Consider the following 13462-nt stretch of genomic DNA (forward strand, 5'->3'; position numbering starts at 1 on the left):
CTCCATCCCATGACAGGGAGTCATGAGCGAAGATGAAATCAGTGAAGGTTTGCAAAACCCTCCTCCAGGGCTGCGTGGGGTGGGTGTTGTTGTGTGCATTAACCGTTGAATCGGCGATCAGCGCGACCATGGACATCAGTGCCTCGTTCAGGCCGGATCCGTCCGAACCCCATGAAAACAAGTTCACCAATGACACCCCGATGAGTGGACATTGCGCACTTCAACCCGAATTTTGCAAGGAGCAGGGGTTGTTCTCATTGCTTGTCCCCATCGAGTTTCAGTCCATCACCCCCATCCTGGCCGGGCATGCCGATCGCCGCAAAGGGGCGATGTTCAAAGTGCCGGCCGATTGGCGACGGCTCACGATCAGCAGGGTCGATGGTCGTGCGGAGACATCGGAGGTCGAGGTTCGTATTGTTTCTATCGGTGGCCGTTACATTCTTCCCGATACGGCGCAAAACCTGGTCGGCGAAGGCGAACCCACCAACGTGCAAGGCTGGCATACCCGTTTGTGGGGGGACTGGACCTGGGCTCCGCCCGCGCCTTGTCAGCCCACGGGAGGCATGTACACGCAACCGAACAGCAGAACCTTTTTCTGGATGACGCCCACTGCCAGCGAATGCGCAATGACGGCTAATTATCGAATTCCGAGCCTTACTTATGACCAGATGCAGATTGGCTATGAATTGCGCACCCCCGATCCGCTGCACATGTCCTCCGGAATTTTTACCGGCAATCTGACTTACCATGTCGGCCCGGGCATGGACTTCGACATGGGCGATATCATGCACCCCAGCGACTCTACCCTGACATTGAGTTTTACCCTCAACGTTGAACATACGCTCAAGGTCGATATCCCACCGGGCGGTAACAAAGTCGTGCTGGAGCCGGCGGGCGGGTGGCAAAACTGGCTGCAACATGGACGAAAGCCGGTGCGCTTGTACCGCGACCAGGTCTTCAATATCTCTGCGTCATCACGGTTCAAGATGCAAATCGACTGCGAAATCCCCGGACTGTACGACTGCATGATTCGCGACCCCGTTTCGCAGCGTGCCGTCCTGGTGGAACTCAACGTCACCCTGCCCGATGGCTTGACCGATCTCGCTGGCGTACCGGTCAAGCGCCGTCGTCTGATACGTGTGGGTCAGGAGGAGCAGCAAAAATACCAGGCCCTGAATTATGTGAACAATCGGCCGGGCATCCTGCACTTTGAAGTCGCGAGCGAATACATGGATTACATGCTGCAACCTGGCGTCGCCGCCCGCTATACCGGGAACATCGTCGTGATCTGGGATTCGGAAATATGAAAGGCCTTGGGCTAATGCCGGTAAGTCAAAACATTTGAGCGACGAAAATCCTGTGGGAGCGTGGCTTGCCCGCGAAGAATGCACCGCGGTTTTTCAGGTACTACGCGTCATCGTTCTTCGCGGGCAAGCCACGCTCCCACAGGTTCTGCGTCTTGACTTACCGGCTGACTGTTTGCCTCCAGGTACAGCATCTGGCAATGGTCGAAACGTTCAGGGCGTTATCAATGACCTGCCATTCTCAATGCCATTCGGGTCAGGCGTCGCGCCAGCTCCTTTTCGTCGTCGAAAAGGTCGTTGATCAATCGGTTGTACACCTCATCGGTCATTTCCTTGCCAGTGAACACAACCGACTCGGGCACCGACAGCTGTCGGGCAAGGTCTTTGAGTTTTTCCGCGAGCTGGTTTTTGTATTCGTCCGTGCGGTGCCGGGTATGAGCCCGTTCGTTTTGCGTCTGCCGCAAATCCGCCAGTAACCCGGCCTTGACCACCGTGTACAGCTCGGTGTTTTCCTCAAATGCTCGCGGGTGCGTCGCGCGCAGGTATTCAATCCAGAAACGTTGCTCCAGCATCTTGTTCACCAGCCCGTCACCGTACTCCAGTGACAGCACCGCGCCGTAGGCGTGATCGATCATGCTCTCACTCACGCCGGCAACCGGCCGGTGAAGCATGCTTCGCGATTGCCAGGGCAGGTCCAACCGTCGGGCCAGACCGGTCTGGTAGGCGAGATAGACCTCGACTTCATCCGGTGTGAGGCCGCTGGCCATCCGTTTCTGCATGTCCGCCCGGGCAATCTCGTTCACATGATCCAGACGCGCCGCACTCCGGGTCAGGGTCACCAGTTGACGTTCGAGCATCTGCGGCGAGGTGCTCAATGACCTGGCTTCCGAGGCCATCACTTCCAGCCCCATGTTGTTGAACAATTGAGCGCCGGCATCGGCGCAGTTAACGGGTGAGCTGGCCATGGTGAAGAGCCTGTTCCTGAGCTCGGCATCCATGTCGGCGGCATCGATCATTCGCCATACACGCTTGGCCAGATCGGTTCGAAACTCGCCTCCCGCTCGATAATCAGCAGACTGGGTAAGGCCGCGAATCACCGTGAAGAATCCCGCCGAGTCTGGTTCATCGGCCAGATCACCCCAGGCCTCGCCACGGTATCGGCCAAGCCCGGGGGAGGGCGTCCACCATTCGCTGTCGTCCGTTACAGGCCAGAAGACCAGATCGTTGTCGGTGGCAGGTGGATAGGCATGTCGAGGGCTGAGCCCAACGGATCTCCTGACGCCTTCGTAGGTCAACCGGTTCACGTCACTGAGCGCTTGCGCGTCAAGCTGGGTGCGCGCGACCACAAAGGCATCGTTCGAGCCCGGGATCACGTCGGGAATACGCGCCAGCGGGTTGTCCTGCAAGTCGAGGAAAAAACCGCGCGGTCGAGGTTTGGCGAAGGTGCCTCGGGGCCAGGTGTCGATGCCGGTGCCACGCAGGCTGACGATCATCAGGCCGGGCATGCGTCCGATGTCCGGTAGCGCGCCCAAAGGGTTGTGATCCAGCCTGAGGGTTTTCAGGTAGGTCAGGCGGCTGAGTTGTTCGACGCTTTGCGCTGTCAGGCGGATGTGATTGTTGTTCAGGCGCAGGGTCGACAGAACGTGCATCGCGGTGATGCCCTGGGGGATCTCAGTCAGTTGACAGCCTCTGGCGCTTAATTCGTCCAGGTGAGCAAAATCCTTCAACAGACCGCCCGGTTCGCTGGAGAAACGCGTGTTGTCCAGATTCAGGGCCGAGACCTTGTCGAGAAACCGCTTGAGATCGGGCTTCTGTTTCCACCAAGTCTCAAGATTGACACTGCTCAGCTCCACCGATAGATCGAGACGATAACCGCCGTGGGGATGCAGGCTGCGTTCATCGAACACCTGGCTTCGACGTTCGAAACACTCGATCAGCCGTTCGGCGATGTGGCGCCCGCCGCCGTCGCGGAAACCCAGGGGGTCAGGCCCCCAGATGTCGGGTTGCTGATAGCGCCACTGATTGAGGGTGATGCGCAGGTCGTCGAGTTCATCCTCAAGCGCCGAAAGGGCGGTCAGGGGGTCACCTTGCGTGGTCAAGGCCTCGACAAATCGCGTGGCCTCCTCAGCGCTGAAGGTCGGGTAAAGGTCGCGAACCCGCCGATCCAGTGAGGCGGAATCGTCCTTGCTCAGGCCCCCGCCCTGTAACAGCAGGGTGGTGATCCGCTCACGCTGCGAGCGAATCGGTAGTTCGGCGAGCGCGGTTCTGCGGACTTCAGGGGTGACGAGGATTTGCTTGAACCAGTGTTTGAGCGCTTTGCCCTGGCCGAGCTGGAAACCCAAGGCGTTGCGCTGATCCTGCGGCATTGCACGCAGCAACGACTCATAGAGGCTGCTGGCTCCGTAAAGGCGATTGTCCTCGTCGAACACTTCGTATTTGTTGCGTCCGCCGCTGCTGACGAGCGTCCTGACCCGGGTGGCAGATTGCGCGCCAACGCTGCAGCGCAAGCTGCCGTGCGGGGAACCGTCGCGGATGTCGACACGCAGATCGGTGAATACGTCGCTGTGCAGTCTCAGCGTATTCAGGAGCAGACGCTCGGTGTCCGCGGTTAACCCCGAATGCCCATAAAGGCTCTCGGTTGCCCGGACCGCGCGCACTTCGAAATTCAGTTCACGGGCCTGATTTTTTATACGCAACGGAAGGCGTTTTTCGCTGAGCATCTTGAAACGTTCCGCGCCCGTGGCGTTGGTCAGCAGCGTTTGGCTGATGCTTGAGGGCAATTCGGGGAACGCGTCTCTGAGCAGCCTCACTTGCGGATCGCGGGTTTTTTCCCGGGCGCGATAAGTCTGTTTGGCCAACCGGTTCATGTCACCTTCGACATAGTCGGCCAGTTGATTGCGCAAGGCTTGTGCCCGATGCGCCGGTGGCACGCCGGGGCCGAGCATGACGGCGAGTTCGGGCTCCTCCAAAAACGCCACCACGCGTTCGGGCAACTGCCCGGCCATGATGTCCGCCAGGCTGATGCTGAGGATATCCGATGGCAAGGCCTCGGGATTGCCATAGAGGCGATCTTGCGCCGAAGCACTGGATTGATGAAGCACGCGCAGGGCCTTGTCGTGTGGCCAGCCGGGCAACTCGGTCACAGTTTGTTCGAACCAGGCCGAAGCCGGATCAGGCGTCAGCGGCAGACCACTGCGAATCTGTTCTTCCAGCCGGGCGACATCTTCATACGCCTCGAAGCGTTTCAGCGCATCGGCCAGCAGCGGCGGTGGCGCGTCAGACTCGACGTACATCCGCCGCAACGTATCGTGATCGGTGCCGCTGATGGCGCGGATCTGCTCCAGTTCGCCGTCGCTAAAGCGCTCGACCGAATGCCCAAGCCGGCGCATCAGTTGGCGTTCACTCCAGGCTCTGGGCTGTTCGCCTTCATGCACGAAGGCACCCAGGCCATTGTGTGTCACCTGTGGCCGATAAGCGTCCGGCCGCCGGGGATGAATCACTCGCATCCGGCCGGAGGGTTCTCGCTCGACCTCAAGCAGTTTGCCCTCGTGGGGCAGAATGGATTTGCCTTGATGCCGGTGCAGCCCCCAGGCATCCGGTGTCGAATCGGCGGGCAATGACAGGTTGTGCTGTTGATAGGCAGTGAGATCGGGATGCCACAGGCGTTGGCTGCCGTCAGGCAATTGCACCGGTTTCATCGCGTTGATGAACGGTGAGGAGAGGGAGTTGCCCAGCTCGGCGGCGCTGCCGAAGATACCGAACTGAACCAGGTTTTCGACAATACCCAATACATGCCCGGCCGCTTCGGTGGTCTGGCCTTCAGCCCAGTCCACAACGCCTTCGAACACTTCATCCGTCAGTTGGTAAGCGGTGTACGCCAGCATCAGCTCACCGAGCACCGGCACGAACGGCGTGACCACGAACAGGGCCACATTGAAAATGTCCGAGAGCATCTTCTCCAGATTATCCCACCAGGCCCAGCGCGCCATGCGGTCGGCATCCTGGGTGGAGATCGCGAGGTCGCGGGCATCGTTGACGATCTTGTTGAGCCTGATCCGGAACAGGTATTGCCAAAGGTCGTCATGGGCCGGGTTGGGCGAGCGGTTTTGATAGTCATCGGTGATCGCCTGGACGCTGAAACTCAGGTTGGGATTGTCCACCGGCGTATCCCTCCAGACGGGGCCGCCGGCCTGCCGATCTCGTTGATGCCATTTCACCGTGCTCAGGCGTTGATTGAGACTGGCGAAGAAATGCCCTCGCTCTTTGTGGGGCACGAACTGGCTGAAGAACTGTTGATAACCGAACCCATCCGATGACTGTCCGTCGGCGGGTTTTTCTTCCTGCAACTGGCGAGTCAGTTCGGCCATGAACTCGGCGGGTGAGGGGTATTCCTTGAGTGGGTGTTGGTTGTCGTGTGGCACATAGGCGATCAGGCGACCGGGAGAGCCACCCGGTCCCGGGTCGGTTGTGATCAACAGAATGCCCGCCAGCACCGTTTCCATCATGGCCAGGTTGTAGTAGCTCACGTGCTTGCCGTCCAGCCTCAAATCTTGTCGGCCATGGACCAGATCGAGGATGAGTCGATGGGCGTGTGCATCAATGTGTTTGTTCAGCAGTGCCAAATGTGCTGCTGCTTTCAACGCGGCTTTTTGGCTGGCAATGACCGCCATGCGCACGTTGTTGGCGACCCGGGAGCTGCCGAATCCAAGGGCCTGACGCAGGGCCTGCTGGTAGCGGGCGCCGATGTCCAGATCACGGCAGATGGCCTTGAACGCCTGGGCGGTAAGCGGAGCTCCCGTGATCCTGTGGTTGATGTGCAGCGTTTTCATCTGTCCGCGCGGGTCCGGCGCGTCAAGAAAAGCAAAGTCCGAAAATGTTTCGTTATCCGAGAAATTGTGCAGGGCCGCGTTCAGCAACGAGACCGTCCGAACCTTCGTGCCACCCTTGAAATCATGCACCCACCACGGGAGGTTGGCGGCAGCATAGAGCCGCAGGTAGGTGTTCCTGACATCAATATCGCCGTAGTGCTCGCTGAGCGCATTTTTCAACAGAGGTTCGGCAAACGCATAGACATCGGTCAGGTTATCAAGCAGGGCGTCCACGGCGTTCTGGGTAGACCAGTGCTCGGATATCGCCTCTTTGAGCTGATGATGAGCTGAGCGGGCATGGGTTTTGAACGGCGCGAAGTCGCGCTGGGCAGCCTTTAATGCGCGAGCGTTGACAGGGGAAATGTCGGCGATCCAGGCGGGCAGCGCCTGAGCGATCCAGGTGTCATTAATGCCGTCCTGGTTTTTTTTGGTGTTGCGGCGTCTTTGATCAATCCTTGATAAATTCGTCATGTGCTAACCGTCTAAAGCTGTAATCAGGCTCTTCAGGTTAGGCAGGTGCTGCGGTCGAAAAAAGCTCAAATACAGGGTTGGATTGCCCCGAAAGACGCCTCAATCCAACTATAAACAAAGAGCGAAAAATACAGGAATACCACCCTTTAATGTGCAGATGTGCCCAGTGCGGCCGTAGCTTGAGTGACGACCGGCGATCCAGTCCCGGCATAGCACAACGTGTGGGTGCCCGGTTGCAGATAAGGCGACAGGATCGGCGCCATGCCCTTGAGCACTTGCGCGGGCAACGCCGAGGTGAATTTGAAATTCTCCGCCGTGCGACCGGGAACATAGGCGGTGAGGGTGCCGAAATGCTTATCGCCGATAAAGAACACGAAAGTTGCCGTGCGGTTGATCGATTTTGAGCTGAGAATCCGCCCGCCGGAACCGATGGCTTCAATGCGGTTGTCGCCGGTGCCGGTCTTGCCGCCCATGGCCAACGGGCTGCCATCGGCCAGTTTGAAGCTGCCGGCCAGGCGTTTGGCGGTGCCGGCGTCCACCACTTGTGAGAGGGCTTCGCGCATCGCGGCGGCCACTTCCGAAGGCATCACTCGTTTGCCGACCACCGGATTGTTGGTCAGGCGGGTTTCATAGGGCGTATCTGCCGCGAAGTGCAGGCTGTCGATCCGCAATGTCGGCATCCGCACACCATCGTTGAGAATGGTGCCAATCAACTCGGCCAACGCAGCGGGGCGATCGCCCGAGCTGCCGATAGCGGTGGCCAGCGATGGCACCAGGTGATCGAACGGATAGCCGACTTTCTGCCAGCGCTGGTGAATGTCGAGGAACGCTTCGATCTCCAGCATGGTGCGGATGCGGCTGTCACGGGCGCCCTTGTGACGGCTTTTGAACAGCCAGCTGTAGACTTCCTGGCGTTCGAACTGGCTGGCTTTGACGATCTGGCTGAACTTGGCGTCGGGGTTATTCAGCAAGTAGCCGATCAGCCACAGATCCAGCGGGTGGACCTTGGCGATGAAGCCTTGATCCGGCAGGTCGTAGCTGCCAGGGCCGTAACTCAGGTAGAGGCGTTCGAGGCGTTCATCGGTCAGTTTTTCTGTGAGCTTGGCGCCTTTGAGGTGCGAGCGTACGAAGGTATTGAAGTCTTCCTGGTCGGCCTGGGGAAATAGATAACGATGCACGGCGGACATGCGAATCGGCGTTGGGCGCATGCCGTCGAGAAAGGTTTCGAGCCGCGCCTGGGTGTCCTTGTTGCGGTATTTCTTCCAGAACTTCAGCAGGAATGAGGTGCCTTCTCTGTCGGCGAAGGAGGCCAGGTATTCCTGACGCCGCGGGTCGCGATCGTCCTTGAGCAATTCGGCGCTGCTGTTGGGGCCCGCGTAGGTGCTATAGCGCACCAGGTCACGCATCAGCCGAATGAACGGCAGGTTGATCGATTCGCGCAGAGCATCGCGCAGGGTCGGCAGGCGGCCGTTGTCTTCCTTGCGGAAGTTGACGAATGTGTGCAGTCCGCCGCCAGTGAAAAAGGCCTCGCCAGGGCTGGCGGAATATTTTCGATCCAGCGCGGCGCCGAGCATTTTCGGCAGGCTGCGGTCGGTGTTCTGAATCATGTAATCGACGGCCCAGCGGGACAGGCGATCCGGGTCGGCGACTTCGGTTTTCTTCAGTTCGGCGACGCTCATGCTGGCGTAGCGATCGTGCAGTTCGGCCATGATCTGCAGGTAGGTGGTGAGCACGCGCATTTTTGCGGTGGAGCCCAATTCCAGCTTGCTGCCTTCATTGATGTCGAATGGCTGGTCGGTGCTGTCGGTTTGCACCCGCACGCGCGAACCGTCCGGGGTCAATTCGAACAGGGTGAAGCTATAGCGCACCTGCGCGGTGTTGGTGGGGGTGAGCAGGCGTTCGCCGATCAGGCCGATTTCCGCTGCATAAGCTGGATCGGCCAGATGCTTGAGGTAGGCGGTGGCCTGGGTTTGCAGCTCGCCTTGCAAGGTACTGGTGGCGGACAGGTCGAGGCGGTCGAGATCATACAGCGGACGATTGAGTAAACCGGCCAGGCGGCTGCGCGCCACACTGATGCCTTTATTGGTTTCGATGGGCTGAATGGTGGGCTGGGTGGCCCAGTCGCGATAAGTCACTTTACTGGCCAATGCCGCGGTGGCGAGTGGCGCATCGATCACGCCGTTTTGAGACAGCAGGCGAATATGGCTGTCGGTGAGGCTGGCCAATTCATCACGACCCTTGGTCAAGTAATGGGAAGGGCGGCGCTGAGCAATCATCAGTGACAGCATTTCGCGCAGGGCCAGGCCTTTTTCCGACAGACTTTTCGGGTCGGTGTCGGTGCTGGCCAGCCGTTCGTTGGCCTTGTTAAAGTCGGCGCCGTACCAGACACGCAAACCTTCGGCCATGCCATGCACTTCACCGTGGCCCGGTACCGCCGACAGCGGAACACTGTTGAGGTAGTCGCGAATCACGTTTTGTCGCGCCTGGAGGGTTTCCGGCCCCGCCTGATAGGCGCGCACGCTGGCGGAAATCATCTGGCGGATTTTTTCCGCGCCCGACACCGTCAAGCCATCAGGCGAATGGCGATATTTCTCAAGTTGCGTGGCCAGCGTACTGCCGCCCGCCGACTGACCGGGCAGGCTCAACAGCTTGGCTACCTGGGACCACGCCGCCTTGCCGAACCGCGGCCAGTCCACGGCGGGGTTGGCCAGAGGCTGACGGGGATCGAGCAAAAAACGGTTTTCAATAAACAGCAAACTGCTGACCACGACCGGCGGGATCGCGGCAAAGCTTGAATATAGTTGCTGGGGGTACTTGAACTGGTACAGCGGGGCCGCGCGGCAATCGGTGATCGACAGCCCAGCCTGGATTTTTTCGGCATAGGGCACAAAAAAACCCTTGTCGGTGTAATTCATCAGTGCTGGGGAGAAGCGGGTTTGTGCCGCTATTACGTAATCGCGTTTGAGCAGTCGCGGTAGAAACTCATCCATGGTGCTGTAACCCAAACGCTGATCGAACGGGCCTGCGCCAGGGTAGCGAATCGCATCGCTGGGTCCGGGTTGCAGCTCGTACTTCAGCGAGGCGGCGTATTTGCTGATTTCCCGGGCCTGAAACTTGGAGGTGCGCATTTCCTTGGCCGCGGCAAGGCCCAGGACAATCAGGATAATCAGCAACAGCAACCAGAAAGCCCCCCAGCCGTGCCGGGAGCGACGGGGTTTCTCAGGTAAAGGCGCTTCATCCACTCGTTCAGTCGGAACCACGGTTTTACTCGAATCGGTTTGCCACAAAGCGCCCATAGTCGACTGATCCATTCACGCAGATTGATCGGACTTGCTTGAAGCTTAGACGGTGGTTGGCGTTGGTGAAAAAATTGTGAATAACCAGATATCGGGTACGCATCATTCCTTGTGGCTTGTGGCTTGTGGCTTGTGGCGAGGGAGCTTGCTCCCGCTGGGCTGCGAAGCGGCCCCAATCCTTACCCTCACGGTTTGTCTGATAAATACCATTCGCCGGTTTTGCGACTGCTTCGCAGCCGAGCGGGAGCAAGCTCCCTCGCCACAGGGACGGTGATGTCGTCTGTAATAGCCGAGCTAGACGCATCAAAGCGGTAAATGCTGCCGAAGTAAGGGGCATGACGATGCACCATTGCTGTGCAATACTCGGCGCCGTTTCAGTGGCGAATAATCCTGCATAAGTCAGGTAATGCCCCTCCGAAAACCCCGCTTTTGCCGAGAGTTATGGCTGAATGTTGTGGTTTATAGAGTGAAAAAACCTGCTGTAAGCTTTTTATACTGCATGCCCGCTGATCTTGCAGGTTTTGGTCCTGCAAGACGTGTCTGCCCATGAAGCAGGCCCGGTTTCAACAGGCACTGGTTTATCGGTCGGTGCTTCGACACTCGGTGGTCACATCCAATAACAAGACGAGGTTGTACCTATGCCAGTCGGCAATCACCTGCCTCACGGCGAGACCGCTCAGGGCGGCCCGCTTAAACGCGAACTCGGCGAACGGCATATTCGCTTGATGGCGCTCGGTGCCTGTATCGGCGTCGGCCTGTTCCTGGGTTCGGCCAAGGCCATCGAAATGGCCGGCCCGGCCATCATGCTCTCTTACATCATCGGCGGTCTGGCGATCCTGGTCATCATGCGCGCCCTCGGCGAGATGGCGGTGCACAACCCGGTCGCCGGCTCGTTCAGCCGTTACGCTCAAGACTATCTCGGCCCGTTGGCAGGTTTTCTGACCGGCTGGAACTACTGGTTCCTGTGGCTGGTAACCTGCGTCGCGGAAATCACCGCGGTGGCGGTGTACATGGGCGTCTGGTTCCCCGACGTGCCGCGCTGGATCTGGGCATTGGCGGCGTTGATCAGCATGGGCTCGATCAACCTGATCGCGGTGAAAGCCTTCGGTGAGTTCGAGTTCTGGTTCGCCCTGATCAAGATCGTCACCATCATTGCGATGGTGGTCGGCGGCATCGGCGTGATCGCATTCGGTTTCGGCAACGACGGCGTCGCCCTGGGAATCTCCAATCTCTGGGCTCACGGCGGCTTCATGCCCAACGGCGTGCAAGGCGTGTTGATGTCTCTGCAAATGGTGATGTTTGCCTACCTCGGCGTCGAGATGATCGGCCTGACCGCCGGTGAAGCCAAGAACCCGCAGAAGACCATTCCCAATGCGATCGGCTCTGTGTTCTGGCGGATTCTGCTGTTCTACGTCGGCGCCTTGTTCGTGATCCTGTCGATCTACCCGTGGAACGAAATCGGCACCCAGGGCAGCCCGTTTGTGATGACCTTCGAGCGTCTGGGCATCAAGACCGCCGCCGGCATCATCAACTTCGTGGTGATCACCGCGGCGCTGTCGTCCTGCAACGGCGGCATCTTCAGCACCGGGCGCATGCTCTACAGCCTGGCGCAGAACGGCCAGGCCCCGGCCGGTTTCGCCAAGACCTCGAACAACGGCGTGCCGCGTCGCGCGCTGCTGCTGTCGATCGGTGCCTTGCTGCTGGGCGTGTTGCTTAACTATCTGGTGCCAGAGAAAGTCTTCGTCTGGGTCACCGCGATTGCCACCTTCGGCGCGATCTGGACCTGGGTGATGATCCTGCTGGCCCAGCTCAAGTTCCGCCAAGGCCTGAGCGCCAGCGAACGTGCCGGCCTGAAATATCGCATGTGGCTGTACCCGGTCAGTTCTTACCTGGCGCTTGCATTTCTGGTGCTGGTGGTCGGCCTGATGGCGTACTTCCCGGACACTCGCGTGGCGCTGTATGTAGGGCCTGCTTTCCTGGTGCTGCTGACGGTGTTGTTCTACATGTTCAAGCTGCAACCGACCAATGTGTCGCAAGGTGCGGTGCGTTCGGCTTCGTAAGTTGTAACGCCAGAAATACAAAAGCCCCGGTTTAGATGACCGGGGCTTTGTATTAATTGGCACAATCTCTTGTGGCGAGCGAGCTTGCTCGCGCTGGGGCGCGCAGCGGCCCTAAAATGGTCACGATCGCATGTACCGGATTACGACTGCTGCGCAGCCGAGCGGGAGCAAGCTCCCTCGCCACAAAAGCCCTTCCCCACAAGAATTGGTTTGTCTATCAGACGACGGCGACTTGGGCCGGCCGATTCAACCGCTTGTTGAAATCCAGCCAGGCCCCCAGCAGCACCATCAACCCGACCCCCAACATTGCGCTGAATACCTGCATCGCCAGTGCATTCGCGCCCAAGGCATTGAGCATGTCCGCCAATGGCGCCAGCAACACGCCAAAACAAAACACTTCCAGCGAATAACGGCCCATGCGACAGCTTTGTTGCGCCAGCCAATGTTGCGTCCAGCCGTTGTCGGGCAACAACCTGGCGGTGACGTAGGCGAGGGCGAGGAAATGCAGCAGGCGTGCCGGCGAGAGGTTGGTCTTGCTGATCGGATAGAGCCATTCGCCGAGTGTCTGGGGCATGAAGACCTCATGCACGGTCGGCCACTTCCACGACACCGCGATCAACCCGGTCAGCAGCAAATAGGTCAGCGCGGCGATAAAAACCGGCTGCCGAATCAGCGGTCGAGGTTGCGGCGCCCGAGGCCTTTGCCCGTGAATCGCCGTCGCGCCACCGAGAATAAACAACAGTTGCCAGGCCATAGGATTGAAAAACCACACGCCACCGTCGGTGCCCGCCAGGTTCCATTGAAGCCATGGCGCCAGCAGATACACCACCACCGACAACCCCACCACGTATTCAGGCTTGCGCAGCAGCATCGGCAGCACCAACGGCAGGCCAAGCAGCAACAAAATATACAGCGGCAGCGGGTCCATCAGGTTCGGCTTGAAGCGCAGCAACAGCTCATCCATCAATGCCTGCTGCGGATTGCTGAGGAAGTACTGCAAGCCCATCTCCTGCACCAGATCACGGGTTTCCACGTGGCTGTTGGCGAAAAACACGATACCCATCAGCAGCGCCAGCAAAAAGATATGCACCACATACAGCACCCAGGCGCGTCGCAGGATTTTCACCGTGGCAACCATGAAACCGTCGCGCCGGGCGATTTTGCCGTAGGCCAGCACGGCCGCGTACCCGGCCAGGAACACGAAAATCTCTGCCGCATCGCTGAAACCGAAATTACGCACCGTGAACTGCGCGAGCGGGTTCTGTGGCACGTGATCCCAGAAGATGAAGATCAAGGCCAGGCCGCGAAAAAAGTCGATTCGGTGGTCGCGTTCAAACGTCATGATGGCGGGCTCTTGAACGGGTGGAGTAGGAGCGAGCGGCGCGCAGGGTGGCGTGATTCGCCGCCAATTGCAAAAGGCTGGATATTACTGAATGTCTCAGGGGGCTATAGCGAACGCTCGG

General features: G+C 59.1%; 5 protein-coding genes. 2 read left to right on the top strand and 3 right to left on the bottom strand.

The window, feature by feature from the left end:
- Positions 1-32 precede the first annotated feature (32 nt).
- Positions 33-1307, top strand: coding sequence for a hypothetical protein (locus AB7M26_RS11275; protein WP_429384278.1), 1275 nt, complete (start codon positions 33-35; stop codon positions 1305-1307).
- A gap of 221 nt (positions 1308-1528) precedes the next feature.
- Here the strand turns inward: AB7M26_RS11275 and AB7M26_RS11280 are convergent, their stop codons facing one another.
- Both AB7M26_RS11280 and AB7M26_RS11285 read right to left on the bottom strand, forming a co-directional pair.
- Positions 1529-6643, bottom strand: coding sequence for an NEL-type E3 ubiquitin ligase domain-containing protein (locus AB7M26_RS11280; protein WP_429384281.1), 5115 nt, complete (start codon positions 6641-6643; stop codon positions 1529-1531).
- A gap of 146 nt (positions 6644-6789) precedes the next feature.
- Positions 6790-9939 carry a transglycosylase domain-containing protein gene (locus tag AB7M26_RS11285; protein WP_123500620.1) on the bottom strand — a complete coding sequence of 1050 codons (3150 nt, stop codon included), beginning with the start codon at positions 9937-9939 and terminating at the stop codon, positions 6790-6792.
- A 638-nt stretch (positions 9940-10577) separates the two neighbouring features.
- Between AB7M26_RS11285 and AB7M26_RS11290 the strand changes: the two genes are divergently transcribed.
- Positions 10578-11999, top strand: a complete 1422-nt coding sequence (locus AB7M26_RS11290; RefSeq protein WP_123500624.1) for an amino acid permease — start codon at positions 10578-10580, stop codon at positions 11997-11999.
- Positions 12000-12216: 217 nt separating this feature from the next.
- Here AB7M26_RS11290 and AB7M26_RS11295 read toward each other — a convergent pair whose 3' ends face one another.
- Positions 12217-13341: an OpgC family protein gene (locus AB7M26_RS11295; RefSeq protein ID WP_123500626.1), complete on the bottom strand. Its 1125-nt coding sequence runs from the start codon at positions 13339-13341 to the stop codon at positions 12217-12219.
- Positions 13342-13462: the final 121 nt, after the last annotated feature.

The sequence above is a fragment of the Pseudomonas sp. F-14 TE3482 genome (assembly GCF_053629455.1).